The sequence below is a fragment of the Phytohabitans sp. LJ34 genome (genome assembly GCF_052068095.1).
In the GTDB taxonomy this organism is placed as follows: domain Bacteria; phylum Actinomycetota; class Actinomycetes; order Mycobacteriales; family Micromonosporaceae; genus Phytohabitans.
Genome location: NZ_JBQHDG010000024.1, coordinates 103,935 through 127,936, shown reverse-complemented (window position 1 = coordinate 127,936; position 24,002 = coordinate 103,935). Strand labels below are relative to the sequence as shown.

Genomic DNA, 24,002 nt, shown 5'->3' with positions numbered 1-24,002 from the left:
ACACCACCCTGCGGGGGCACCCTTACGGTTTTCTTCAGGTCACCCTTCGGGCTGGGTTTTGTCTCATTTGCCCGCGTCCGCGTTTGGTCGCCCGTCGTTGCTCCCGCGGGCTCCCGCTCCGCTGTTGGTCGCGGTTTTGTGCGGCGCCTCCGGCGGGGCCTCGGCGCCGGCGCTGGTCTGCTCCCCTGCGGGTGGACGGCGGCATACGGCACGGCTCGGCTTCGCGCGCTGGCTGCGGCTTCGCTGGGGTCAGGCTTTGGGCGCCTGCTGCGCCGGGTGAGCGCTGCGGGGCGGCGTCTTACCGGGGGGTGGGCTTGCAGCGGACCGCTTGGACCTTGCCGCGCAGCGTGCAGCGGCCGGCGCCGTGTGGCACGAGCACCGTGTGGCCGGCGCGGACCTCCAGCGGCGGCTCGTGCTCGGCCTCCAAGCGGCCGGCTCCCGCCGTCACCACCACCACCGAGAACGCCGGCTCCAGCACGCTCGCGCCGCCGTCGGGCCGCAGCCGCTCCACCGCGAAGAACGGGTCGGCCGCGGCGGGGAGCAGGTGCGCGCCGCGCGGGCCGGAGAGGTCGCCCAGGCGCCTGGGTGACCAGGCCTGCCGGTCCACACAGGACAGTGCCAGGTCGTAGCCCAGCCCCAGGTGGCCGCCCTCCGGGCCGTCGGCGAAGCCCTTCCACTCCAGCAGCACCGAGAAGTCGGTCGGCTCCTGTACCTCGACCATGAGGACGCCGGCGCCGATGGCGTGGGGTAGGCCGGCCGGGCAGAGGACGGCGTCGCCGGCCCGGATCGGCACCTGGTTGGTGGCGGCCAGCATCTCGTCGATCCGCTGGTTGGCCACCCAGTCGGCGAGCTCGTCCGGCGGGACGTCCCTGGCGAAGCCCAGATGGACCGCCGCGTCCGGGTCGGCCTCGACGATGACCCAGGCCTCGGTCTTGCCGTACGGCGAGGCCAGGTGGTCGTCGGCGAACGCGCGGTCGGGGTGCACGTGCAGCGGCAGGCGTTCGCCCGCGTCGAGCAGCTTGACCAGGATCGTCGGGTCGGGGCCGTGCGCGGCCACGTGTTCGGCGCCCAGCCACCACTCCGGCCGCTCGGCGATCGCGTCGGCGAGCAGTGTGCCGTCCGGCAGGACGGAGAGGCCCAGCGGGGCCTGGCCGAAGCGGCTCGTGGTGGAGCCCACCCAGTCTTCCGGGTAGTACGGGTCGTCCGGCGCCGCGATGCCCCGGAAGCGGTGGATCCGGCCGGCCCCGCGGTAGAACGAGCGGGGCGTGTTGGCCGGCAGCAGCGTCAGTGCCATGTGCGATACCACTCCGCGGGCAACTCCTTGAGCACCTCGTCCAGCGGGCGCGTGGGCGTGTACGGCCTACCGTACTGGCGGGTGATCGCGTTCAGCTCGTCGAGCCGGGCGCGGGCCGCGGCGATCGCGCGCTCGCGGGCGGCCGGCTCGTGCGTGGAGACCGCGTCGCGCCAGATCGAGCGGCCGGCGAGGTAGCCGGAGGCGCCCGCCTGGCAGGCGATGCGCACCTGTGTCTTGAAGTCGGTGTACCCCACGCCGGCCGAGAGGATCACCCATGGCACGTGCACGGCCGCGTCGAGCTCCGCGCAGGCCTCGGCCGCCGCGTCCTGGCCCGCCGCCGTCTCCACGTACCCGGGGAACTCGACCTTGAGCATGTCGACGCCGAGCCGGTCGGCGGCGATGGCGGAGGCGATGATGCCGCGCACCCGCGCGGCCTTCCACTCCTCGCCGGTGGGGTCCTCACCCGGCAGGGGGTACCAGATCGGCTCGACCACCAGCGGCAGGCTGAGGTCGGCGCACTGGGCGACAAGGTCGGCGACGAGCCGCCGCTGATCCTCGGCCACCGAGGTGTCGGGGCGGTAGAACCACAGCAGCTTGAGCACGTCCGCGCCGGCGAGCTTGACGCGCGTGGCGTTCCAGTCCGCGCGGATGCGGGTGCGGCGGGGCCCGGCGGGGTGCTGGTAGTCCTCGTCCTCGATGCTCGACATGAGCCCGACCGCGCCGGGCACGGCGCCCGAGCCGACCAGGTGGCCGAGCGCGTAGAGCGGGTCGAGCAGGACCGCCGAGACGGACGGCGCGACCGCACGGACGACCGCGTCCTTGGCGGCGACCACGTCGGCGAACCGCACGGTGGCGGGGTCGGGGGCGAGCAGCTCGGCGAAGTCGGACAGGTGGTCGATGGCGCAGATGAGGAAGTAGCCGTCGGCGCTGGTCACGCGCTGAAGGCCGCGGACCTTGCCGGGGTCGACGGTAGTGCTCACGACTTGCGAGAGTATGCCGATCTCTGCGGGTTCGTCAACGCTGTACGGCATGAATGCGTAGGAAACCGCAAGCAACAGCGTTCTAGCGATTTTCAATCGACGTACAGCTATATTCGCGGCGGATGGGAGACCGACTTCGAGGAGCTTCTATGCGCAGAATCCGCACAGCCATCGCCCTCGCCGGCATCGGCGCGGCGCTCGCCGTCGGCCTGGCCGCACCGGCCCAGGCCGCTGCCACGACGACCCGCGCCGCGGCCGCCGCCGACCCGATGCTCTTCGGCGTGTACTACACGCTCGAGTACTGCGAGTACTTCGGCAACAGCCTCGTCTCGGGCGGCCAGTTCAGCTCGTACTACTGCTCCTACCAGTACTACCCGTCCGACGGCCAGTACCACTGGTACCTGTACGTGTGGTTCCGCTGAGCCGTCCCAGGTGGGATGAGGTCCGCCGGCCGGGCAACCGCCGGCGGACGTCACCGCCGGTCTGGATGGACGCCTGAACCGCTTCCGGCGTGCCGGCGTATTACCATCGTCGATAGTCGAGCTCGCGGCGACATCACGCGCGAGTGGGGTGGTGAGGGCAGTGACCGCGGATCTGCATGCGTTGTCCGGTGCCTACGCCCTCGACGCCGTCGACGACATCGAGCGCGCCGCCTTCACCCGCCACCTCGCCGACTGCGAGCCCTGCCAGCTCGAGGTGGCCGAGTTTCGCGAGGTCACGGCCAGGCTCGCCCTCGACGAGGGCCCACCGGCCCGGATGCGTGACAGCGTCCTCGCGATCGTGGCGCAGACCCGCCAGGTCAGTCCCGCCGACCGGCCCGAGCGTGACACCGCGCCCGCCGCGCGCGCCGAGCGGTGGCGGCGGGCCACGCTGGGCGTCGCCGCCGCGGCCGTGCTCGCGGTCGTCGCCACCTGGGTCGTGATGGACCAGCGCCTCTCCGACGAGCAGCAGCAGGTGCGGTCGCTGCGGTCCGAGCGCGAGCGCATCTACGCGGTCATGAATGCCAAGGACGTCCAGATGCGCGGCGCCGACCTGCCGACCGGCGGGCGGATCGCCGCCGCGGTCTCCGACAGCGAGCACGGCGGCGTGGCCATGCTCGCCGGCCTGTCCAGCCCACCGGCGGGCCAGACCTACCAGATGTGGGTGGTCACCGGCGCGACGTCGAGGCCGGCGGCGCGGCTGCCGGTCGGCGTCCAGGGTGGCACGCTGGTCTTCGACTGGACCCCGGGCGCGACCGCCTTCAGCATCACCCGCGAGCCCGAGATCGGGTCGCTCACCCCGACCATGGACGCGTTAGCCACCATCGACCTGTCCTGACCGGGCGCCGCCCGGTGCGGCTCGCAGCCGGCCGACGTCTACGTGGCGAAGCGGCGCGCGAGGTCGCGGTGGCGGCCGGCCGCCTTTGCCGCCTGGTCGGGGGTGATCTCCATCTCGGGCATCCGGCCGAGGCGCTCGACCTGGTCGGCGAAGCGCAGGTGCTCGCGCTGGGCGTGCTCGCGGCAGGCCAGGCAGGTGACGCTCTCCGGCCGCGGCGAGGTCATCGCGTAGGGCACCCGCAGCCCGCAGCCGGTGGTGACCGAGCTCGGCGCGTCGGCCACCAGCCCGAACGCCGACGCCATCACGTCGCGCATCGGGACGCTGGCCTCGACCACCTTCCGGTCGACGTGGATGTGTGGATCGCCCATCTGCCGCGCGCCTCCATCCGAGCCGCCACAGGGCGACTCCTCGCCCGCCCCCCCGATTGTCTCGCCGGCACGGCGGACGCGCACCGCATCCGCGCCCCTCGAACCACCGCCCGGGTCGCGGGCCGTCGGGATGGGCGCGGGCGAGTGGGTGTGCGCGTGGCTCGCGACCCGGGCGCGTAGACGGGGCAGCTCGACAGCAAACGCGGTGACCGCGACCAGCGGCGGACAGGAGCGACGGCCCCGGACCACGACGCACATCGCGGTAGCCGGACCTGGATCGCGGCTTACGGGAAGTAGCGGTAGATGACCTCGGCCACGGCGACCGGTTTGTCGGCGCCGTCGCGTTCGACGGTCATGGCGAGGGTGAGGTCGACGGCGCCGCCGGGGGCCTCGCGGGCCGACTCGACGTGTGCGTGCAGGCGGATCTTCGAGCCGACCGGGAGGGGGGACGGGAAGCGGAGCTTGTTGAGGCCGTAGTTGACGCCCATGCCGATGCCGTCGATGCGCAGCAGCTCCGTCCACATCGGAACGAGCAGCGAGACGGTCAGGTAGCCGTGGGCGATCGTGCCGCCGAAGGGGCCGGTGCGGGCGCGTTCGGCGTCGACGTGGATCCACTGGTGGTCGCCGGTGGCGTCGGCGAAGCGGTCGACCCGTTCCTGGGTGATGTCCCACCAGTCGCCGGGGCCGAGCGTGGTGCCGGCGAGGTTGCGGAGCTCGTCGAGTCCGTTGACGGTGAGCATCTGGTGTGCCTCCTGGGGTCAGTGACGGTCGCGTAGCCGCTGCTTGAGGACCTTGCCGGAGGCGGTCCGGGGCAGGCTCTCGGCGAACACCACGGTCTTCGGGATCTTATAGCGGGCGATCTTGCCGTCGAGGAAGGCCAGCAGGGCGGCCGGGTCGAGGGTCTTGCCGGCGCGGAGCACGACCACGGCCCGGCCGACCTCGCCCCACCGCTCGTCGGGCACGCCGATCACGGCGCACTCGGCGACGGCCGGGTGCTGGTAGATCACGTCTTCGACCTCGGCCGGGTAGATGTTTTCGCCGCCGGAGATGATCAGATCCTTGATCCGATCGCGGATGTAGAGGTATCCCTCGTCGTCGGCGATCGCGACGTCGCCGGTGTGCAGCCAGCCGTCCGCGGTGAACGCGGCCGCGGTCTCCTCGGGCAGCCCCCAGTAGCCGGCCATCACGTTGGGGCCTTCGATCAGCACCTCGCCGGGCTCGTGCGGTGGCACCGGGGCGCCGTCCGGGCCGGCCAGGCGCACGTCGGTGAAGAACGCCGCCGTGCCGGCCGAACCGGCCTTGGCGGGGCTGTCGCCGACCCGCAGGAACGTGGCACCCGGCGCGGCCTCGGTCAGGCCGTAGCCCTGGAGGAACGTCACCCCGCGCTGCCGGTAGGTCGCGATCAGCGGCTCGGGCACCGGCGCCCCGCCGCAGATGGCCGAGCGGACCGACGACAGGTCGGCCTCCGCCCAGCGCGGTGACCGCGCGACGGCCAGGAACATCGCCGGCACCCCGAACAGGAACGTCACCCGGTGGCGCTCGATCAGCTCCAGCGTCTCGTCCGGGTCGAAGGCGGACACCAGGATCGCGGTGCCGCCCTTGCAGAACGTGGGCAGCACGGTCTGGCCGAGCGCGGCGACGTGAAACATCGGCGCGCTGACCAGCGTGACCTCGGTGCTGGCCAGGTCGACGTCGACGAGCAGGTTGACGGTGTTCCAGGTGACGTTGGCGTGGGTGAGCATGACGCCTTTGGGCCGGCCGGTGGTGCCGGAGGTGTACATGAGCATGCAGGTCTCGCCCGGGTCCACCGGCAGGTCGATCGGCTCCGGCTCCACGATGGACAGTGCGGCCTCGTAGTCGTCGCCGAGGCGGAGCTGGAACGGCGGGGGAGTCAGCCGCTCGACCACCGTCGCCAGCCGGGGCGACCACACGAGAGCGGTGGCGCCGCTGTCTCGCAGGATGTAGGCCAGCTCGGGCGCGGCGAGGCGGGTGTTGAGCGGGACGAACACGGCGCCGAGCAGCCCCGTGGCGAAGAGCGCCTCCAGGAACGTCGGGTGGTTGGGGCCCAGGTACGCCACCCGGTCGCCGCGACCGATCCCGCCCGCGGCGAGGACGTGGGCCAGCCTCGTCGCGCGCGCGGCCACCTCGCGGTAGGTGTACTCGTCTCCATCGTGGACGGTCGCCACCCGCTCCGGGGACATGCGGGCGCGGCGGGCCGCCCACGAGCCGATCCCCTGGTTAAGCACCTTTGTCCTCCAGGCCGAGGAGGCGCACCGCGTTCTCCTTGAGTATTTTGGGCCGCACCCCGGGGCGGATGTCCAGCTTTTCGAAGTCGGCCAGCCAGCGGTCCGGTGTAATGACCGGAAAGTCCGAGCCGAAGAGCACCTTGCCGGACAGCAGCGTGTTGGCGTAGCGCACGAGCTGCGGCGGGAAGTACTTCGGCGACCAGCCCGACAGGTCGATGTGCACCAGCGGCTTGTGGGTGGCGACGGCGAGGGCCTCGTCCTGCCAGGGAAACGACGGGTGCGCGATGACGATCTTCAGGTCGGGAAAGTCGGCGGCCACGTCGTCGAGGGCGAGTGGGTTGGTGTACTTGAGCCGGATGCCGCCACCGCCGCGCACGCCCGCGCCGATCCCGGTCTGTCCACTGTGAAACAGCGCGACGGCACCGGCGGCCTCGATCGCCTCGTACAGCGGGTAGCACACCCGGTCGTCGGGGTGGAAGGCCTGTAGGCCGGGGTGGAACTTGAAGCCGCGCACCCCGTACTCGCCGACGAGCGTGCGCGCCTGGCGCACGGCGTCCGCCCCGCGCCACGGGTCCACGCTGGCGAACGGGATGAGCACGTCGGCGTTGGCCGCGCAGGCCTCCGCCACCTCCTCGCTCGGGATCGGCGGGTGCCCGGTGGCGGTCTCCGCGTCGACGGTGAAGACCACGGCGGCCATCCGGCGCTCGCGGTAGTACGCCGCGATGTCCGGGATGGTCGGTGTCCGCTCGTGGCCGGACTTGAAGTAACGGGTCGACGCGGCCATCAGCTCGGCCGGCAGCGACTGGTGGCCGTCGCGGCCCACCTCGGCGTGGACGTGCATGTCGACGGCGACCAGCGCGTCGAGGTCCATCACTCCGGCACCCGCGGAGCTCTGCTGTCTGGCTCGCTCCGCTCGCTGGGGCCCGGGCTGCCGGCTCGATCCGTGCTGGGCGCTCCGCGCCCAGCTTCGGGTCGAGCCAGCCCCGGGGCCGGGATGCCGACCTGTCGCGCCTCGCGACCGAGGGAGCTGGGCCAGACGGCGGCGATCGCGTCGGCGTCCCACCCGCCCTCGCGGATCGCGGTGGCCACCTCCTCCGCGTGGGACCACAGCGTGAGGCGGTCGCCGCCGATGCCGATCGCCTGGCCGGTGACGTCGCCCGCCTCGGCGGAAGCGAGGAACACGACGAGCCCGGCCGCGTCCGCCGGCGCGCCGAACCCCTCCCCGGTACGCAGCCAGCCGGGCAACGGCGTGCCGTCCGCCTGCCACGCCTCGACGTACGGCGCGAAAGCCGGGATCGTCGCGGTCATCGCCGTCGCGGCCACCGGGATGACCGCGTTGACGGTGATCCCGGCGCGGGCGCACTCGAGCGCCCAGGTGCGCACCATCCCGACGATGCCGGCCTTGGCGCCGGAGTAGTTGGTCTGGCCGAAGTTGCCGCGCTGCCCGGCGGGGGAGCCCACGGCGACGATCCGGCCGCCGTCGCCCTGCTCGCGCATCCGCCGCACGGCCGCTCGGACACAGGTGAACGTGCCTCTCATGTGGACGGTGACGACCTCGTCGAAGTCTTCGTCGGTCATCTTCCACAGCACCCGGTCGCGCAGGATGCCGGCGTTGGTGACGAGCACGTCGAGGCGGCCGAACTCTTCGACGGCACGGTCGACGAGACGCTCGGCCGTGGCGGTGGGACCGACCGCGCCCGGCTCGGCGACCGCGGTGCCGCCCTCGGCGACCAACTGCTTCGCCGCCGCCGTGGCGGCCGCGGGGTCGGCGTCGTTGACCACCACCGACGCGCCGGCCGCGGCGAGCGCGCTCGCGTACGCCAGCCCGAGCCCCCGGCCGCTGCCGGTGACGACGGCCACCCGGCCCGTCAGGTCCACCATGGACGCTCCTTTCAACGACGACTCGATGTCAGGCGGGTCCGCACGGAAGGCACGATCCCGCGCGGGAGGAAGAGCGCCACCAGCACGAGCACCACCGCGTACACCGCGTAGGAGAGCACGCTCGGCGCGTAGCTGGGCATGCCTGGCTGGGTGCCGATGGTGGTGAGCAACTGCACCAGCAGGATGACCGCAGTGGCGCCGGCGACCGCGCCCCAGACCGTGCCGAGCCCGCCGACGACGGCCATCACCACGTACTCGATGGACAGCAGGATCGGGAACGAGCCGGGCGCCAGGTAGCCGAGGTAGAACGCGTAGACGCCGCCGGCCAGCCCGGCGAACGCGGCGGAGAGCGCGAAGACCGCGAGGCGGTAGCGGCCCACCGGCACGCCGCTCGCCGCGGCGGCGACCTCGCTGGTGGCCAGTGCCCGCAGCCCGCGCCCCGGCCGGGAGGCCATCACGTTCGCGGTGACGAGCACGGTCAGGCCGAGCACGGCCCAGGCAAGGTACGCGTAGCCGAGGTCGCCGGCGAGCTCGTAGCCGCCGACGGAGAGCCGCGGGATGCCCTGTAGGCCGATCGCGCCGCCGGCCCACTCGCCGCGGGCCAGCAGGGAGAGCAGGATCAGCTGCATCGCCAGCGTCGCGAACGCGAGGTGGTGCCCGCGCAGCCGCAGCAGTGACACGCCGACGGCGGTGGCGAAGAGCGCGGCGACGACCGGCGCGGCCGCGAGGCCGGCGAGGGTGGGCACGCCGTGCGTGGACAGCAGGCCCGCCGTGTACGCGCCGATGGCGTAGAACGACGCCTGGCCGAGCGAGACCTGCCCCGCGTACCCCATGAGGAGCGAGAGCCCGACGGTCACGGTGGCGGCGAGGCCGAGCAGCGTGAAGACGGCGAGGTGGCTGCTGGACAGCAGCGGCGGCAGGGCCAGGACCACCGCGACCGCCGCCGCGACAAGGAGGTGGCGTCTCATTCCGGCATCGCCTCCGTCGGTGTCCGGGCCGCGCGCACCACCATGACCGCGAGCATCAGGCCCAGAGCCAGTTCCAGCTGGTACGCGCCACCGCCGTAGCCGGCGATGACGGTCTGTGCCACGCCCAGCAGCAGCCCGCCGGCCAGCGTCACCGACGGGCGGGTCAGTCCACCGAGGACGGCGGCGGCGAAGCCGTTGACGATGAGCGTGACGTCGCTGTCGAACGTGACCTGCTGCACCGGCGTGACGAGCACGCCGGCGAGGCCGCCCAGCGCGCCGCCCAGGCCGAACGACAGCAGCCCCATCCTTGTCACGTCGATCCCGACGACCCGGGCGGCGTACCGGTTGGACGCGCACGCGGACAGGGCCTTGCCCAGGTCGGTGCGGGCGAAGAAGACCGCCAGCAGCGCGAAGACCGGCAGCGTCACGCCGATCACGAGCAGGTACTGCGCCGGTACGCGGGCGCCGGCGACGGACACCGACCCGCCGACACCGGGGAAGGACCGCGGCTGGTCGCCCCAGACCAACACCTCGACGGCGTACGCGAAGACACCCAGCCCCAGCGTCACGATGAGCGCCGCGCGCGGGCTGGTGCCGGGCTTGCCGATGGCCACGATCCCGACGAGGACGCCGGTGACGGCCGCCGTGGCGACGGCCACCAGCTCCGCCACACCGTGCGGCAGGCCGGTGGCGAGCAGCGTCGAGGTGAACATGGCGGCGATGACGGCGAAGGCGCCCTGCGCGAAGTTGACCACGTGCGTGACCCGGTAGATGACCACCAGGCCGCTGCCGACGAGCGCGAAGCCCGCGCCGATGCCGGCGCCGGTCAGCAGGTACTCCAGCAGCTGGCTCACCGCGTTGCCTCCACCGGTCCGCCCAGGTACGCGGCGGCGACCCGGCTGTCCGCCGCGAGCTTGCCGGCGGCCCCTTCGGCGACCACCCGCCCGGCCTCCAGCACGTAGCCGCGGGAGCAGAGGTCCAGGGCCATCCGGGCGTTCTGCTCGATGAGCAGCACGGCCAGCCCGCGCTCGCGGTTGAGCGTGCGCAGGTGCTGGACCAGCCCGGTGACGACCATCGGCGCCAGCCCCAGCGACAGCTCGTCCACCGCGAGGACGTCGGGGCGGGCCATGAGCGCCCGGCCCACGGCGACCATCTGCTGCTGGCCGCCGGAGAGCCGGCCGGCGCGCTGGCGGCGTAGCGGGGCCAGCTCCGGCAACACTTCGTACACGTGGCCGGTGTCCCGCCCGCGGCGGCCGTTGCGCCAGCCGCCCAGCCGCAGGTTGTCGTCGACGGTCAGGTCGGGGAACATCTCCCGCCCCTCCGGCACGTGGGCCAGCCTGCCTCCGATGTGTACGGTGCCGGAAGCCGGCCGGACCAGTCCGGAGAGCGTGTTGACCAATGTGGACTTGCCGGCGCCGTTGGGCCCGATCAGCGCGACCATCTCCGCCTCCTCGACGGCCAGGCTGACGCCGTCGAGCGCGGTCGCCGCGCCGTAGCGGACCACGAGGTCGTCGACCCGGAGCACGGTCATGCCCGGGCCTCCTCGCCCAGGTACGCGGAGACGACCGCGCCGTCGGCGCGGATCTGCGCGGCCGTGCCCTCGGCGAGCACCCGGCCGAGGTGCAGCACGGTGACCCGGTCGGCGAGCCGGGTCACGAAAGCCATGTCGTGCTCGACGAGGATCATCGCGAGCCCGTCCGCGCGCAGCGCCTCCAGCAGGTCGGCGAGGGCCCGGCGCTCCGCGGCGCGCAGGCCGGAGGCGGGCTCGTCGAGCAGGAGCAGCCGGGGGCGGCCGCACAGCGCCCGCGCGAGCTGGAGCGCGCGCTGCTGTCCTAAAGGGAGGGTCTCGGCCGGCCGGTCGGCCCAACCGGACAGCCCGACCCGCTCCAGGCACTCCCGCGCCCGGCCGCGGATCTCGGCCTCCTCGCGGCGGTGGGCCGGTGCCCGCAGCGCCGCCGCGACGAGACCGGAACGCGTCGTGGCGTGCGCGCCGACCATCACGTTCTCCAGCGCGGTCATGCCGTGGAAGACGCGGGCGCCCTGGAAGACCACGCCGACGCCGAGGGCGGCGCGGCGGTGCGGGGCCAGCCGGTCGATCCGCGCGCCGTCGAACGTGACGGTGCCGGCGTGCGGGCGCAGCTGCCCGCCGACGAGGTTGAACACAGTGGACTTGCCGGCGCCGTTGGGGCCGATGAGGCCGCGCAGCTGGCCGGGCGCGACCTCGATGTCGACGTCGCGGACGGCGTACACGCCGCCGAAGGAGCGGCTGAGCTGGTGCACGGTCAGGAGCGCGGCCATCGGGAGTCAGCTGCCGGTCAACGTGGCCAGCTGGGACTTGGCCCAGTCGGTCGGCACGAACGCGCCGCCGGTGACCGTGTTGATCGAGATGAACTCCGGCTTGAGTCCACTGTGGTCAGTGGCCGAGTAGGCGTAGGTGCCGTTCGGGGTGAGCAGCCGCAGCCCTTCGAGCGCGTCGCGGACCTTGGCCCGGTCGGTCGAGCCGGCCGCACCGATCGCCGCGACCAGCAGCTTGACCGCGCTGTACCCGTCCTGGGCGAACTGCGGCGGCGGATAGCCGTACTTGCCGTTGAAGGCCGTGGTCAGCTCCTCGATCGCCTCGCGCTGCTTGCCGGCGGGCAGGTGCGTGCCGACGACCCCGATCGAGCTGGACAGGGTCACCCCCTCGGCCGCGGCGCCGGCCGGTTCGAGGAACAGCTTGCTCGCCTGGGCACCGGTCAGCATCAGCGGGATGTCGACGCCGGAGTTGGCGTATCCCTTGGTGAAGGCTACCGCGGGCGGGCCGGTGGCCCACACGGCCAGGCCCTGCGCGCCCGACGTGCGCACGTGCGCGAAGACCGCGCCGAACTCGGTCGCCGTGGTCTGGAACTCCTCGGTGGCGACGAGGTTCACGCCGTACTGCGCGGCCTTGTCCCGCATGCCCTTGAAGCCGGCGACCGCGTACGAGCTGCGGGTGTCGTAGGCGACGGCGACCTTGCTGACGCCGGTCGCCTTGTAGTACTGGAGCATCCGTTCGGCGTAGGTGGCCGACGTCGCGGGGACCACGAAGACGTAGGGATGGACCGGGTTGACCTGTTCGTCGGCGGGCGTGAGCGACAGGTAGGGGATCTCCTCCCGGTCGACGAGCGGGATGGTCGCCAGCGCCGAGTTGGAGAACGGCGAGCCGATGATGGCGTCGGAGCGCCCCTTGAGGTCGTTGAAGGCGAGCACGGACTGGTCCGGCTGGCTCTTGTCGTCGAGGACGGCCAGCTCGATTTTGCGGCCCAGCACGCCGCCGGCGCTGTTGATCCGCTCGACGGCCAGCTCGACGGACTTCTTGTTTTCCGTGCCGAGCGCGGAGTAGTTGCCGGTGAGGGAGACGATCTGGCCGACCCGGATCGGGCCGTCACCGCCGGCGGAGCCGGCGTCATCGCCGCAGGCGGCGAGGGGCATCGCGAGGGTGAGTGTGGCGAGAAAAGGCACGTATCTGCGCACGAGTACCTCCCAGTACTACGAGTGCGCGCGGGCCGGTGACAACACCGTGCCGGCCTGCGCCTAGCCATTGAAGTTAGGCGCGCTTGCGGCGACCGTCAAGATTGTGCCTAACATGATCCCGATCGTTACGCTCACCGCGAGGAGGCCGCCCCGTGTCGAGCAGCACGACCACCGCCGCGGAGCCCGGCGCGGACCAGACCGGACCACGCCCGCAGACGCTGCTGTTGATGCTCTTCGGCGACTTCGTGCTCGACCGCGACGTCTGCGTCTTCTCCGGCAGCCTCATCGACGCGCTCGGCCGGCTCGGCGTCTCCGAGCACGCTACCCGCTCCACCCTCACCCGGATGGTCAACCGGGGCCTGCTGCGCCGGCAGCGCGACGGCCGCCGCATGTACTTCGGGCTGACCCCGCGATCGGTCGAGCTGCTCCACGACGGGCAGCACCGCATCTGGGAGATGGGCGCGGTCAACGACCGGTGGGACGGCACCTGGACGCTGCTCTGCTTCTCCCTGCCGGACGCCTGGCACCGCGAGCGGCACGGCCTGCGGTCGCAGCTGGCCTGGGCCGGCTTCGGCCCGTTACAGGGCGGGCTCTGGATCGCGCCCGGACACGTCGACGTGGGCGGCATCGTCGGCGGCCTCGGCGCGGAGGCGCAGGTACGGGTCTTCCGGTCCCGGGCCGACGAGCTCACCGACGTCGACCGGATGGTCCGCGACGCGTACGACCTGGACGGGCTCGCCGCCCGCTACGAGGAGTTCCTCGCCCGCTGGGGCGACGGCGGGCGGGTGCCGGCCGATCCGATCGCCGCCCGGCTGTCGCTGGTGGCCGAGTGGCTGCGGGCGATCCGCCGCGACCCGCGCCTGCCGGTGCGGCACCTGCCGCCGGACTGGCCCGCCGTCCGCGCCCAGAAGGTGTTTCGCGACCTCGACCTGGCGCTCAACCCGCCGGCCCGGGCGCTAGCCGCCACTCTGCTAGACACCCGGCCCGACAAAGACGCCGGCCCGCGCTAGGCGCACGCGGTGCCGTTGAGCGTGAAGCGCGCGGGCGCCTGGTTGGTGCCGCTGTAGGTGCCCTGGAAGCCGAACGTAACGCTGGCACCCGGGGCGATCGTGGCGTTGTACGACATGTTGCGGGCCGTCACCTGCGTGCCCGACTGGGTCACCGTGGCGTTCCACGCGTTCGTCACCTGCTGGTTGCCCGGCCAGCTCCATTGGACGGTCCAGCCGTTGACCGCGCTGGCCGACGTGTTGGTGACCGTGACGCCGGCGGTGAACCCGTTGCCCCAGCTGTTGGCCGTGTACCCGGCGCGGCACGCACCCACCGGCGGACCGGTCGTCGGGGGAACGCTGGTCGGCGGAGCACTCGTCGGGGGAGTGGTCGGCGGCGTCGTGGGCGGCCCCGTCGTCGGCGGCGGGCTGGTCGGGTTGCCGCCGGTGATGCCGAAGAACTGGATCGCCGCCAGCGCCATGCCGGTGGACGGCAGGCTGTGACCGGCCCCGTTCACACTGATCGCCTCGACCAGCGCGGTGCCGCCGGCGACCCACCGCCGCCGGTTCCAGCTGGGCTGCGGGGTGTCCGTGGCGGTCGGCGTGAGGCTCAGGCCGTGGACGTTGGTCCACTGGTCGACCGACTCCTGGAGCAGCTGGAACGGCACGAGCGTGTCGTTGGTGCCGTGCCACAGCTGGATCGGCGGACGGGGCCCGGTGTAGCCGGGGTAGGCCTGGCGGACCGCGTCGCCCCACTGCTGCGGCGTGCGGTCCATCCGGCCGTTGGTGCACTGGCTGGCGCCGGGCGGGTAGTCGGCCGCGTTGGCGAAGCAGTTGAAGGGCACGCCCATGAAGGACGCGCCGGCCTTGAACAGGTCCGGGTACACGGCCAGCATGTGCTGGGTCATCATGCCGCCCGACGAGCTGCCTGTCGCGTACACCCGGTTGGGGTCGCCGCCGTACGTCCGCTGGACGTAGCCCACCATCGAGGCGATCGACACCGGGTCGCTGCCGCCACCGCGCCGCTTCGAGGCGGCCGACCAGGTGTCGAAGCAGTTGCCGAAGCCGGCCTGCTGCATGGCGGACGGGTAGATGACCACGAACCCGTAGCGGTCGGCGAGCGAGGCGAACTCGCTGCCGGAGTAGAAGCCCGGACCGGAGCCGCCGCAGCCGTGCATCGCCACGACGACCGGCGGGTTGGCCGGGCGGGAGTCCGGCACGTAGACGTGCATGCGCATCCCGCCCGGGTTGTCGCCGAAGCTCGTCACCTCGACCAGGGACGCCGCCGCGGCCGGGGAAGGGAGCGCGATCGCGCCGCCCGCGACGAGCGCCGCGGCGGCCAGGCCAGCAAGGGCGGTCCGCACACGGCGGTGCCGCCAGGCATCGACAATCATCATTTCGACAAAGTTAGTCACAATCTCGACGGCCGTCAAGAGAGTGCCCAACATGTCGCCGCCGCCAGACCGACCGGCCGAGCGCTGACAACCTCACGCCGGGCCGTCTCGTACAGGAAAGTGAGGGCGGCCGAGCGAAGGTGGAGCGATGCGGGATCCGGAGCACGACGACAGCTTCGTCCGGTTCGTCGGCGAGTGCGGTCCCCAGCTCTACCGGGTCGCCTACCTGCTGACCGGCCAGACGGCCGCCGCCGAAGACCTCTACCAGGCCGCGCTGACCCGGTCGTACACGGCGTGGCGCCGGATCCGCCGGGAGGACGCCTACCGGTACGTGCGCAGGGTGGTGGTCAACCTGCACACCGACTGGTGGCGCGCGCCGCGGACCTGGCGCGAGAGATCCGTGCCGACCCTGCCGGACCGTCCCACCGCGGACGACCCGGCCGCGGCGGTCGCCCACCGCGACCAGCTCAGCCGGGCGCTGCGGGCGCTCACCCGCCGGGAACGGGCGGTGCTCGTGCTGCGCTACTTCGCCGACCTCAGCGAGCAGGACACGGCCGTGGAGCTCGGCGTCGGCGTGGGCACCGTGAAGAGCACCACCGCCCGCGCGCTGGCCAAGCTGCGGCTGTCGCCGGAACTGACCGAACCGTCCGAAGAGGAGCTGAGTCCCCGTGCGTGACATCACGGACCTGCGGCAGGCGATGACGAGCGAGACCGCGGACCTGGTGCCGCGAACCGGCGCCGAGGAGATCCTCCAGGCCGGCCGGCGGCGCGCCCGCCGCCGCCCGGTCGTGGCGGCCACGGCCAGCGTGGCACTCGCCGCCGTGGCGGTGCCGGTCGCGGTCTGGGGCATCGGCGCCGGCGATGGCGGCGTCATGGTGGGCGGCGCGCCGCCGAGCGTGTCACCGCCGCCCGGGTACTGGTGGACCACGTCGCCGATGACCGGCCCGCCCGGGAGGCTGGAGCCGTACCGGGAGCACTGCCCCGACGACGCGAAGGCCGCCCGACCGATCGGGGACACCATCTGGACCGGGGCCATGAACTCCAAGGGCGAGGAGGTCGTGGTGCGGTTCGTCGAGAACGACAAGGCCGACACCGACACCGCGGGGTTCGCGATCGGCCTCGGTGACTCGGCCACCGGCAGGTTCGCGGACCTGCACTGCTCGTTCGCCTTCTCCCTGCCTCCCACCGCCGACGACTTCGAGGGCGTCACCGCCGAGTTCGACGGGCCGGACTTCAGCGGGCCGGGCAGCACCACCACCATCATCGACACGTTCGTCGGGCCGGCCGACCGGATCACCGCGACGTACGACGGCCGACCGCTGACCGTCGAGCTCCGGCGGTGGAGCGCCTACCCGCAGCTGGTCGTCTACTGGATCACCGGCGTCCCGGCCGACCAGCCGGTCAACCCGCGCGGCGTCAAACACCCGCTCGTGACCATCTACGACGCGGCCGGAAAGGTCATCGGCCCGGCGAACTAGCGGGTGCGCCGGCGGCCCGACCCCGATTAACATCATCGATGGGTGGCGGCGGCGCGCTCCCGGGTCCATTCCCGCTGCGCGAGGAGAGTCGCATGCCGTCTTCCGTGTCCCGCCGCACCGTGCTGCGTGTCGGTGGTGCCCTCGTCGTCACCACCGCGGGTGTGACCGGCTTCGCGCCGGCCGCTCTGGCCGCTCCGCTCGTCACCGCCGACCTGGTCATCTACGGCGCCACCTCGGGTGGGCTCGTCGCGGCCGTCCAGGCCCGGCGGATGGGTCGCACCGCCGTCGTGCTGGAGGCGTCCCACCACATCGGCGGGCTGAGCACCGGCGGCCTCGGCCAGACCGACAGCGGCGTCGCGGCGTCCATCAAGGGCATCGCCGGCGAGTTCTACCGGCGGATCTACGCGAAGTACAACGGCACCGCCGTCACGCCGACCTCGCCGGTCCGGATGACCTTCGAGCCGCACGTGGCCCGCGCGGTCTTCGACGACCTGCTCGCCGAGGCGGGTGTGCCGGTCTACCTCGGGATGCGGCTGGCCTCCGTGTCGAAGTCCGGCAACCGCGTCGTCGAGGTCGCCGCCGAGAACGGGCAGGCGTTCCGCGGCGCGATGTGGGTGGACGCGTCGTACGAGGGCGACCTCATGCACCGGGCCGGCGTCGCCTGGACGGTGGGGCGGGAGGGCAACGCCACGTACGGCGAGACCATCAACGGTGTCCAGTTGCGTGGCGGGCACCAGTTCACGCTTCCCGTCTCGCCGTACGTGGTCGAGGGCGACCCGGCCAGCGGCCTGCTCCCGGGCATCTCCGCGGCGCCGCTCGCGCCGGCTGGATCGGGCGACGACCTGGTACAGGCCTACAACTACCGGATGTGCCTGACGCAGGCGGCCGGTCGCATCCCGTTCCCGCGCCCGGCCGGCTACGACCCGGTCCGGTACGAGCTGCTGGCGCGCCACATCCGGGCGGGTGCGACCGGGCCGTTCTTCACCACGCACGGCGTCGGCGGCGGCAAGACCGACTCCAACAACAACGGCGCGTTCTCGACCGACTTCATCGGCGCCAACTACGCCTATCCCACGGCCTCCTACGCGGTACGGGACAGCATCGCGGCGGACCACACGACGTACCAGCAAGGGTTGATGTGGTTTCTGGCCAACGACCCGCGCGTGCCCGCCGCCATCCGCGCCTCGACGGCGTCCTGGGGATTGGCGCCGGACGAGTTCACCTCGACCGGTGGGTGGCCGCCGCAGCTGTACGTCCGCGAGGCCCGCCGCATGCTCTCGGTGTACGTGATGACCGAGCGCGACTGCCGGGGGCAGGCCGTCGCCGCCGACCCGGTGGGGCTCGCGAGCTACACCATGGACTCGCACAACTGCCAGCGTGTGGTGGTCTCGGGCCAGGTGAAGAACGAGGGCGACGTGCAGGTGGGCGTCCCCGCGCCCTACGGGATCAGCTACCGCTCGATCGTGCCGGCCGAGGCGCAGTGCGCCAACCTGCTCGTGCCGGTGTGCCTGTCGGCGAGCCACATCGCGTACGGCTCGATCCGCATGGAGCCGGTCTTCATGATCCTCGGGCAGTCGGCGGCGACCGCGGCGGTGCTGGCGTTGGCGGCCGGCTCGGCGGTGCAGCGCGTGCCGTACCCCACGTTGCGCGCCCGCCTCCTCGCCGACGGGCAGTTGCTCCAGTGGCCGCCGCCACCCGGGCCGGGCGAGTTCGTCGTGGACAGCAAGGACGTGGGCGTGACCCGGGCCGGCACGTGGGTGACGAGCACGTCGATCGGCGGCTACTACGGGTCGGACTACGAGCACGACGGCAACACCGCCAAGGGTGTCAACCGCCTGCGCTTCCGGCCGTCCCTGCCGTCGGCCGGCACGTACCAGGTCTATCTACGGTGGACGGCCGACCCCAACCGCGCGAGCAACGTGCCGGTCGACATCGTCCACGGCGGCGGGATCGCCAACCGGGTGGTCGACCAGCGGGTCGACGGCGGCCAGTGGGTCTCGATGGGGTCGTACACCTTCGCCGCGGGCACCGCGGGCAGCCTGCTCATCCGCACCGAGGCCACCGACGGTTACGTCATCGCCGACGCCGCGCGGTGGGTGCTCACCACGCCGTAGGAAGAGCTCGCCCAGCTCGAGCGCGACGGCCCGGCGACGGCGGCGGGCCGCTGCTGACCGCGCGGGCACACCGCGACCCGCCTCGACACCGTGCGGTACGGGTGAGGCGGGCCGGGGTCGTCCTTGCCGCCGCCTACAACGGGATCGGCGGGTCCGTGCACGTCGTCCCGGCCGGCGGGATGACCAGCCGCAACAGGTTCTCGTACATGTGCGCCTCGGTGCAGGCGCTCTTGCGGCGCGCGGTGTGCCCCTCGCCCACCCAGGTCACCAGGTGGCCGTTCTCCAGGATGCCGGCGAGCGCCACCGCGTCGGCGTAGGGCGTGTCCGGGTCGCCGGTGTTGCCGAAGACCAGGATCGGCGCCGAGCCCTTCGCCTCGAACGAGCCGCCGTAACGGCTGTGCCGCTTGGCGGGCCACTGCACGCAGGCCGGGGCGTGCGTCTGGTCGTAGGCCGGCGGGCCGTACGCCATGCCGGGCGCGGTGAGCGGCGCGTCGTTCGCGGCCTTGGCCAGCCGCGCCCGCAGCTCGTTCAGATCTCTCGGGTACACGCGGTCCGCGCACTCCACGGAGACGTTCGCCGCGTTGAAGGTCGTGTCGGAGTCGCCGATCACGTACATCAGCGGCCCGGTCCGCGACTCCGCCGCCTTCAGGTCCGCGCCGAGCGCCACCCAGCGGCGGGTGCCGCCGTTCAGCCGGAACGTGAGATCCGACAGCATCGTGGCGCCGTTGACGGCGACCGCGCCGTTGGCGTCGAGGATCGGGTTGGCGTCCAGGTCGTCGAGGATGGCCCGGATCTTCAGCGCCAGGCTGGCCGGTGTGGAGCCGGCCGAGCCGAACGCGCAGTCCGGCCACTTGTTCGCACACCAGTCGAGGAACCGGTACATCGCCCGCTCGGTCGCGATGTACTGCCCGTAGTCGTAGGCGTAGGGGTCGTCGCGGTACTTGTACGGGTCGTAGCCGGCGTCCAGGTTCATCGCCCGGACGCGGGTCGGGAAGAGGTTGGCGTAAACCGTGCCGACGTAGGTCGCATACGACTCGGCGTGCAGCGTCAACTTCGGGTCGCCGACGGCCGCGCGCAGCAGGTCGAGGTCGCGCGCCTGGTTTTCCGACCCGAGGAAGGGCAGCAGGTCACCGGAGTACTTCTGGCACGCGGCATCCCACTCGGCCGCGAGCTTGACGGCCGTGTCGAACGACCCCGGCAGCACGCGCGTGGACACCTGCGCCCACTGCGCCTTGTAGGACGCGGTGTCCAGGCAGCTCACCGCCTGGCTGCGCTGCACACCCCGCGGGTCGTACCCCACGATGTCGAACCGGTCGCGGATCTCCTGCGGCGACGACGACGCGAACGACGACACCCAGCCCCACCCGGAACTGCCCGGCCCACCCGCGTGGATGAACAGCGTGCCGATCCGCGTCGCCGGGTTGGCGGCCGGCCACCGCCGCAGCTGGAGCGTGACCTTCTTCCCCGACGGCTGGCGGTAGTCCAGCGGCACCTCCGCGGGCGTGCACTGGTACACGCCGTCGCCGCAGTCGGTCCAGGCCAGCGCGGGGACCGGCAGACCCGGCAGGCCACCCGGCGGCGGATCGGCCCCGGTAGCGCCGCCGGCCGCGTTCGCCACGGCCGGTCCGAGCAGCACCAGCGCGGCCGTCGCCGCGAGACACGCGGATGCGATGCGAGGGATATCCATTCCATCGAGGATGGCGCACGTCGCTTTCAGTCCGCTTTCACTGCGTGAAGCCGCAACCCCACCCCCGGGTCAGAACGTGGCGATCGGGTTGACCGGGCTGCCGGACGTACCCGCGAAGCGGACCGGCGCCACCGCGAGGTGGAAGTCCCACTGGCCCAACTCGGCGGCCGTCTCCGCGCACACCTCCAGGTCGCAGTTGTCCAGCAGCCACAAACCCATCGCGACCAGGCTCACGGCGTGCACCGGCATCAAGACGTCGTCGTACCCCGACGGCTGAACGTCCTGTGGGGTGTCGGCGCCGATCAGCGCCACCTGCCGGTCATGTAGCCACGGCAGGCAGGACGCGTGCCAGCCGGCCTGGACGACACCGCCGGCCGGACCGCTTTCGTGCCGGGCGCGGCCGTAGCCGGTGCGCAGCAGCACCGCGTCGCCGGCCCGCACCCGCACACCCTGGCGCCGCTCGGCCTCCTCCAGGTCGTCGGGGAACACGGCCTCACCCGGCTCCAACCACGGCACGTCACGGACCCGCGCGATGTCCAGCAGGACACCACGCGTGACGATCCCATCCGCCGCCGCCGTGACCGCCGCCCACCCCGATCCGGTCGCGGCGTCGACCAACGAGTGCGGCCGCCCGTTGTACATCGTGCCGTCCCAGTAGATGTGGCACGGCGAGTCGAGGTGGGTGATGGTGTTGCCGTGGAACATGATGCCGAGCCGCTCGGACGAAAAGCCCCAGCGCCGGTCGGCGTGGAAAGCGGGCGGCATGTTTTCGCCACCCGGCATGTCGGCGGCGCACGGGCACGAAGTCGTCGACCGCTCCATCTCCGCCGGCACGGCAACCTCCCAAGCGCACGACACACTACGGCCGTGACGCACAGCCCGCGCCGCCGCCACCCGGACGCCGTCGGTGATGTGGTTGAGAGTCCCGCGCTGGTCGTCGTCCCCCCACCGTCCCCAGTTCGACAGCGTGTCGAAATATCCGAGCACGTCATCCTGTGTAGGCATCGGCCGTCCTGCCGTCATCCGAGCATCGACTCCTCCGGTCACGCGGTTCGAAACACCGCAGCAGAGTATCCCGCCCTCCTGTCGAGGTGCCTCGGCCTGCCCATTCCTGTTAGGACGGAGATTTGAGCTACCGCGACGCTCATGATCGTTAGCCCAAAACCCGCGTTCGTGCCCGCGTGTCACACGGGTTCCGGGCTAACGATCACCACGCCGCCCACATGCTGAGCCACATCCCCAACCAGTGAGAAGGCGGGCCGGCGATCCGCCGGTCGGCCGGCCAACCCCAAGCCTCTCCATCGGGCGCTGGCTACCCGAGGCGGAGGATGGTTTCCTCGATTTCGGCGCGGCGGGCGGGTGCGTAGGCGGTCTCGGTGCCGATGACGGTGAAGCCGGCCTTCTGGAGGACGCGGAGCGACCCCGCGTTGTCGCTCGCCGCGCGGGCGTACACCGGACGCGTCTCGATGCCCTCGAGGAACAGTGCCAGCGCCCGGCTGGCCACGCCCTGACCCCAGAAGGCGCGGTCGATCCAGTACGTGACCTCGGTGTCGCCTTCCATGACCCAGCTGCCGATGCTGCCGACCAGCCGCCCGTCGCTGGTGATCGCCCGCTGGGTCACGTCGGGGGACGCGCGCAGCCGGGCCATGTGGGCGTCGAACGCCGCGCGGTCGGCCGGATCCCGCGCCGTGAACGCGGCCATGTGGACCGACTCGGGGTCGCGCATCTGCGCGAAGAGCGCGTCCATGTCGGCATCGACAATCGGGCGCAGCGCCACGTCTCCCACCGTCGTCCCCTTCACCGGCCACATCCTGTGACAACCTATCAGCTGGCCGTGCCCAGGCCGTAGACCCGCCGTGCGGTGCGGCTGAAGACGTCCTCCTGGGCGTCCGATGTGTACGGTCGCAGGGCGCGCTTCCAGGCCGAGACGAGCGGGGGCAGCTCGGTCCAGATCTTCTCGACCGGGAAGTTGCTGCCCCACATGCACCGCGCGGAGCCGAACAGCTCCAGGCAGGTCGCCGTCACAAGGTCGATCAGCGGCTGGTCCACCCGGTGTACGAAGGTGCCCTGTCCGGTCAGCTTGACCACCACGTTGGGCTGCTCGGCCAGCCGGCGCAGGCCGCGGATCCACTCGTCCACGGTGGACGGTGCGCGGCCGTCCAGCATGCCGGCGTGTACCAGGACGAAGGTGGTCTCCGGGAAGGCCGCCACGAAAGCGGCCGCGTCGTCCATCTGGCCGGCGAAGACCTGTAGCTCGAAGAGCCAGCCGAGGTCGGCGAGGGCGGCGATGTTGCGGCGGAAGGTGGGGTCGTTCATCCGGTCCGGCGCGGACGCGAAGCGGAACTCCGGGCGTTCGTGCCAGTGCAGCTGGAGCCGCACGCCGCGGACGAGTGGCGTGACGGCCGCCTGGCGGCGCATGACATCGGCGGCACCCTCGGCGAACAGGTCCGCGGAGCCGACCACGGCCATGGGCCATCCGCTTTCCGCGTGTACCTCCCGGAGCCACCGGATCTCGTCCACCGACCGTTCGAGGGGCCAGTTCGTCTGGATGTACACGGAGGACGTGATGCCGCACGCGGTGGCCTCGGCGATGTACTCGGGCGCCAGGTAGTCGCGCCGGATCGGCTCGTACGGCCCGAAGATGCGCGGCACCATCTCGCCGCTCAGCCACGGCAGGTCCCGTCGCCGCCAGATGTGGTGGTGCGCGTCCACGAGGTCAGTCATGCGGGGACTCCCAGGAGAGATAGGCGGCGCGGCGTGGACCGGCGGTGACGGCGGGGATGCGTTCCACTTCGGACAGTCCGGTCGCGAGGTCGCGTACGCCGCCGAGGTGGTCGAGGTGGCGCAGCACGCCGGCCATGCCCCGGGTCACCGGGCGGTAGGTGGGGGAGCAGGCGAGCGGCGACCACCACACCAGCCGGTGTCCGAGGCGGGAGAGGCGTCCGGTGGCGCGGACCATGGCGGTCGGGTCGCCGCGTTCCAGGCCGTCGGAGATGACGACGACCAGGGCGCCGCGGGCGAGGGCGAGGAAGCGCGGGTTGGCCAGAAACCGGCCCAGCGCCTCGCCGATCGCGGTGCCGCCGTCGGCGTCGGTGACCGCGCGGGAGACGGCCGCCAGCGCCGGGTCCACGCCGGCGCGGGCGAGCGCGCTCGTGACGCGGGTGAGGCGGGTGCCGAACGTGAAGACCTCGGTGCGTGCCGGCGCGGTGTACGCGAGCCGCAGCAGGTCGGGTGTGTGCTGCTTGAGCGAGCCGGACACGTCGAGCAGGATTAGCAGCCGGCGGGTCCGCGGCGGCCGGGTGGTCCAGCGCAGCTGGGCGAGCTCGCCGCCGTCGCGCCGGGCCTGCCGCCAGACGCGCCGCATGTCCAGCGTGCGTCCCGTGCGGGCCGGCCGCCGGCGCCGCGAGGGGATCACCGGGAGGTTGGCCGGCCAGGCGTCGCGCAGCAGGCGCATCATGTCGCGCTGGCGGGCGTCCGAAGGGCCGAAGGTGCGGCCGCCGGTGGTGGAGACCGCGCTCGCCTCCGTCCCGCCGCCGGGCCGCGCCTCCGCGGTGGACAGGGCGCCCGACGACCCCACGACCGCACCGTCCACATCGTCCGGTGGCGGGACGACCGCCGCCTCCGCGGCGCCCCGCACGAACCAGGCGTCGAAGACGGCGTCGAACGCGGCCAGGCCGGTGATGTCGGTGAGCAGCGTGACCCGGGCGTACCAGTAGAGGGCCTCGACGTCGCGTGGTGTGGCCTCGGCGATCGCGCGCAGGAAGTCCGCCTGCTTCGCCGGTGCGGCGCCCACGCCC

The 24,002-nt window shown here is 72.6% G+C and carries 24 protein-coding genes; 6 read left to right on the top strand and 18 right to left on the bottom strand.

Annotated elements, in window-relative coordinates:
* Window positions 1–298: 298 nt before the first annotated feature.
* Together ACTMTJ_RS35690 and ACTMTJ_RS35685 are read right to left on the bottom strand one after the other, a co-directional pair.
* Window positions 299–1,294: a class I mannose-6-phosphate isomerase gene (locus ACTMTJ_RS35690; protein WP_441223102.1), complete on the bottom strand. Its 996-nt coding sequence runs from the start codon at window positions 1,292–1,294 to the stop codon at window positions 299–301.
* Window positions 1,285–2,274 carry a tagatose 1,6-diphosphate aldolase gene (locus tag ACTMTJ_RS35685; RefSeq protein ID WP_441223101.1) on the bottom strand — a complete coding sequence of 330 codons (990 nt, stop codon included), beginning with the start codon at window positions 2,272–2,274 and terminating at the stop codon, window positions 1,285–1,287. Before ACTMTJ_RS35685 ends, ACTMTJ_RS35690 begins: the two co-directional genes overlap by 10 nt.
* 149 nt (window positions 2,275–2,423) lie before the next feature.
* On the opposite strand from ACTMTJ_RS35685, the gene ACTMTJ_RS35680 reads away from it, so the two are divergent.
* Window positions 2,424–2,696, top strand: a complete 273-nt coding sequence (locus tag ACTMTJ_RS35680; protein WP_441223100.1) for a hypothetical protein — start codon at window positions 2,424–2,426, stop codon at window positions 2,694–2,696.
* 160 nt (window positions 2,697–2,856) lie between these two features.
* On the top strand, window positions 2,857–3,591 hold the full coding sequence (locus tag ACTMTJ_RS35675) for an anti-sigma factor domain-containing protein (protein ID WP_441223099.1): 735 nt from the start codon (window positions 2,857–2,859) through the stop codon (window positions 3,589–3,591).
* A gap of 38 nt (window positions 3,592–3,629) precedes the next feature.
* On the opposite strand, the gene ACTMTJ_RS35670 is transcribed toward ACTMTJ_RS35675, so the two are convergent.
* The 10 genes from ACTMTJ_RS35670 to ACTMTJ_RS35625 all read right to left on the bottom strand — a co-directional run bounded on the left by ACTMTJ_RS35670 (window position 3,630) and on the right by ACTMTJ_RS35625 (window position 12,546).
* Window positions 3,630–3,959: a hypothetical protein gene (locus tag ACTMTJ_RS35670; RefSeq protein ID WP_441223098.1), complete on the bottom strand. Its 330-nt coding sequence runs from the start codon at window positions 3,957–3,959 to the stop codon at window positions 3,630–3,632.
* 284 nt (window positions 3,960–4,243) lie between these two features.
* Window positions 4,244–4,699, bottom strand: a complete 456-nt coding sequence (locus ACTMTJ_RS35665; RefSeq protein WP_441223097.1) for a MaoC family dehydratase — start codon at window positions 4,697–4,699, stop codon at window positions 4,244–4,246.
* A gap of 18 nt (window positions 4,700–4,717) precedes the next feature.
* Entirely contained in the window at window positions 4,718–6,205 is a 1,488-nt protein-coding gene (locus ACTMTJ_RS35660; RefSeq protein WP_441223096.1) for an acyl-CoA synthetase, read from the bottom strand.
* Window positions 6,198–7,076, bottom strand: a complete 879-nt coding sequence (locus ACTMTJ_RS35655; RefSeq protein ID WP_441223148.1) for an amidohydrolase family protein — start codon at window positions 7,074–7,076, stop codon at window positions 6,198–6,200. Before ACTMTJ_RS35655 ends, ACTMTJ_RS35660 begins: the two co-directional genes overlap by 8 nt.
* On the bottom strand, window positions 7,076–8,086 hold the full coding sequence (locus tag ACTMTJ_RS35650; RefSeq protein ID WP_441223095.1) for an SDR family NAD(P)-dependent oxidoreductase: 1,011 nt from the start codon (window positions 8,084–8,086) through the stop codon (window positions 7,076–7,078). Before ACTMTJ_RS35650 ends, ACTMTJ_RS35655 begins: the two co-directional genes overlap by 1 nt.
* Window positions 8,087–8,097: 11 nt before the next feature.
* On the bottom strand, window positions 8,098–9,054 hold the full coding sequence (locus tag ACTMTJ_RS35645; protein WP_441223094.1) for a branched-chain amino acid ABC transporter permease: 957 nt from the start codon (window positions 9,052–9,054) through the stop codon (window positions 8,098–8,100).
* Window positions 9,051–9,908: a branched-chain amino acid ABC transporter permease gene (locus ACTMTJ_RS35640; protein WP_441223093.1), complete on the bottom strand. Its 858-nt coding sequence runs from the start codon at window positions 9,906–9,908 to the stop codon at window positions 9,051–9,053. Before ACTMTJ_RS35640 ends, ACTMTJ_RS35645 begins: the two co-directional genes overlap by 4 nt.
* The gene (locus tag ACTMTJ_RS35635; protein ID WP_441223092.1) at window positions 9,905–10,585 is read right to left on the bottom strand and encodes an ABC transporter ATP-binding protein; all 681 of its coding nucleotides are present in this window, start codon (window positions 10,583–10,585) and stop codon (window positions 9,905–9,907) included. Before ACTMTJ_RS35635 ends, ACTMTJ_RS35640 begins: the two co-directional genes overlap by 4 nt.
* Window positions 10,582–11,352 (bottom strand): ABC transporter ATP-binding protein, encoded by a 771-nt coding sequence (locus ACTMTJ_RS35630; protein ID WP_441223091.1) that lies wholly within the window; start codon window positions 11,350–11,352, stop codon window positions 10,582–10,584. The genes ACTMTJ_RS35635 and ACTMTJ_RS35630 overlap by 4 nt, the downstream gene beginning before the upstream one ends.
* A gap of 6 nt (window positions 11,353–11,358) precedes the next feature.
* Window positions 11,359–12,546 carry an ABC transporter substrate-binding protein gene (locus ACTMTJ_RS35625; protein WP_441223090.1) on the bottom strand — a complete coding sequence of 396 codons (1,188 nt, stop codon included), beginning with the start codon at window positions 12,544–12,546 and terminating at the stop codon, window positions 11,359–11,361.
* A 152-nt stretch (window positions 12,547–12,698) separates the two neighbouring features.
* On the opposite strand from ACTMTJ_RS35625, the gene ACTMTJ_RS35620 reads away from it, so the two are divergent.
* Complete coding sequence (locus ACTMTJ_RS35620; protein ID WP_441223089.1) at window positions 12,699–13,556, top strand: PaaX family transcriptional regulator; 858 nt, start codon at window positions 12,699–12,701, stop codon at window positions 13,554–13,556.
* Here the strand turns inward: ACTMTJ_RS35620 and ACTMTJ_RS35615 are convergent.
* Entirely contained in the window at window positions 13,553–14,926 is a 1,374-nt protein-coding gene (locus ACTMTJ_RS35615) for an extracellular catalytic domain type 1 short-chain-length polyhydroxyalkanoate depolymerase (RefSeq protein WP_441223147.1), read from the bottom strand. The genes ACTMTJ_RS35620 and ACTMTJ_RS35615 overlap by 4 nt on opposite strands.
* 148 nt (window positions 14,927–15,074) lie before the next feature.
* Between ACTMTJ_RS35615 and ACTMTJ_RS35610 the strand changes: the two genes are divergently transcribed.
* The 3 genes from ACTMTJ_RS35610 to ACTMTJ_RS35600 all read left to right on the top strand — a co-directional run bounded on the left by ACTMTJ_RS35610 (window position 15,075) and on the right by ACTMTJ_RS35600 (window position 18,518).
* Window positions 15,075–15,602, top strand: a complete 528-nt coding sequence (locus tag ACTMTJ_RS35610) for a SigE family RNA polymerase sigma factor (protein WP_441223088.1) — start codon at window positions 15,075–15,077, stop codon at window positions 15,600–15,602.
* Window positions 15,595–16,404, top strand: a complete 810-nt coding sequence (locus tag ACTMTJ_RS35605; protein WP_441223087.1) for a hypothetical protein — start codon at window positions 15,595–15,597, stop codon at window positions 16,402–16,404. Before ACTMTJ_RS35610 ends, ACTMTJ_RS35605 begins: the two co-directional genes overlap by 8 nt.
* A gap of 92 nt (window positions 16,405–16,496) precedes the next feature.
* Complete coding sequence (locus tag ACTMTJ_RS35600; protein WP_441223086.1) at window positions 16,497–18,518, top strand: FAD-dependent oxidoreductase; 2,022 nt, start codon at window positions 16,497–16,499, stop codon at window positions 18,516–18,518.
* A 133-nt stretch (window positions 18,519–18,651) separates the two neighbouring features.
* On the opposite strand, the gene ACTMTJ_RS35595 is transcribed toward ACTMTJ_RS35600, so the two are convergent.
* The 5 genes from ACTMTJ_RS35595 to ACTMTJ_RS35575 all read right to left on the bottom strand — a co-directional run bounded on the left by ACTMTJ_RS35595 (window position 18,652) and on the right by ACTMTJ_RS35575 (window position 23,998).
* On the bottom strand, window positions 18,652–20,205 hold the full coding sequence (locus ACTMTJ_RS35595; RefSeq protein ID WP_441223085.1) for an alpha/beta fold hydrolase: 1,554 nt from the start codon (window positions 20,203–20,205) through the stop codon (window positions 18,652–18,654).
* 69 nt (window positions 20,206–20,274) lie between these two features.
* Entirely contained in the window at window positions 20,275–21,210 is a 936-nt protein-coding gene (locus tag ACTMTJ_RS35590; RefSeq protein WP_441223084.1) for a cyclase family protein, read from the bottom strand.
* Between the two features lie 307 nt (window positions 21,211–21,517).
* A complete protein-coding gene (locus ACTMTJ_RS35585; RefSeq protein WP_441223083.1) occupies window positions 21,518–22,006 on the bottom strand; it encodes a GNAT family N-acetyltransferase in 489 nt (162 codons plus the stop codon).
* A gap of 23 nt (window positions 22,007–22,029) precedes the next feature.
* Window positions 22,030–22,929 carry an amidohydrolase family protein gene (locus ACTMTJ_RS35580; protein ID WP_441223082.1) on the bottom strand — a complete coding sequence of 300 codons (900 nt, stop codon included), beginning with the start codon at window positions 22,927–22,929 and terminating at the stop codon, window positions 22,030–22,032.
* Window positions 22,922–23,998, bottom strand: a complete 1,077-nt coding sequence (locus tag ACTMTJ_RS35575; RefSeq protein WP_441223081.1) for a vWA domain-containing protein — start codon at window positions 23,996–23,998, stop codon at window positions 22,922–22,924. Before ACTMTJ_RS35575 ends, ACTMTJ_RS35580 begins: the two co-directional genes overlap by 8 nt.
* Window positions 23,999–24,002 lie beyond the last annotated feature (4 nt).

What these genes read in the sequence shown, in the direction of transcription:
- ACTMTJ_RS35680 (WP_441223100.1), top strand. Translation starts at nt 2,424, where the DNA reads ATGCGCAGAATCCGCACAGCCATCGCCCTCGCCGGCATCGGCGCGGCG.
- ACTMTJ_RS35665 (WP_441223097.1), bottom strand. Translation starts at nt 4,699, where the DNA reads ATGCTCACCGTCAACGGACTCGACGAGCTCCGCAACCTCGCCGGCACC.
- ACTMTJ_RS35645 (WP_441223094.1), bottom strand. Translation starts at nt 9,054, where the DNA reads ATGAGACGCCACCTCCTTGTCGCGGCGGCGGTCGCGGTGGTCCTGGCC.
- ACTMTJ_RS35655 (WP_441223148.1), bottom strand. Translation starts at nt 7,076, where the DNA reads ATGGACCTCGACGCGCTGGTCGCCGTCGACATGCACGTCCACGCCGAG.
- ACTMTJ_RS35610 (WP_441223088.1), top strand. Translation starts at nt 15,075, where the DNA reads ATGCGGGATCCGGAGCACGACGACAGCTTCGTCCGGTTCGTCGGCGAG.
- ACTMTJ_RS35630 (WP_441223091.1), bottom strand. Translation starts at nt 11,352, where the DNA reads ATGGCCGCGCTCCTGACCGTGCACCAGCTCAGCCGCTCCTTCGGCGGC.
- ACTMTJ_RS35590 (WP_441223084.1), bottom strand. Translation starts at nt 21,210, where the DNA reads ATGCCTACACAGGATGACGTGCTCGGATATTTCGACACGCTGTCGAAC.
- ACTMTJ_RS35580 (WP_441223082.1), bottom strand. Translation starts at nt 22,929, where the DNA reads ATGACTGACCTCGTGGACGCGCACCACCACATCTGGCGGCGACGGGAC.
- ACTMTJ_RS35615 (WP_441223147.1), bottom strand. Translation starts at nt 14,926, where the DNA reads ATGATTGTCGATGCCTGGCGGCACCGCCGTGTGCGGACCGCCCTTGCT.
- ACTMTJ_RS35690 (WP_441223102.1), bottom strand. Translation starts at nt 1,294, where the DNA reads ATGGCACTGACGCTGCTGCCGGCCAACACGCCCCGCTCGTTCTACCGC.
- ACTMTJ_RS35600 (WP_441223086.1), top strand. Translation starts at nt 16,497, where the DNA reads ATGCCGTCTTCCGTGTCCCGCCGCACCGTGCTGCGTGTCGGTGGTGCC.
- ACTMTJ_RS35595 (WP_441223085.1), bottom strand. Translation starts at nt 20,205, where the DNA reads ATGGATATCCCTCGCATCGCATCCGCGTGTCTCGCGGCGACGGCCGCG.
- ACTMTJ_RS35650 (WP_441223095.1), bottom strand. Translation starts at nt 8,086, where the DNA reads ATGGTGGACCTGACGGGCCGGGTGGCCGTCGTCACCGGCAGCGGCCGG.
- ACTMTJ_RS35670 (WP_441223098.1), bottom strand. Translation starts at nt 3,959, where the DNA reads ATGGGCGATCCACACATCCACGTCGACCGGAAGGTGGTCGAGGCCAGC.
- ACTMTJ_RS35635 (WP_441223092.1), bottom strand. Translation starts at nt 10,585, where the DNA reads ATGACCGTGCTCCGGGTCGACGACCTCGTGGTCCGCTACGGCGCGGCG.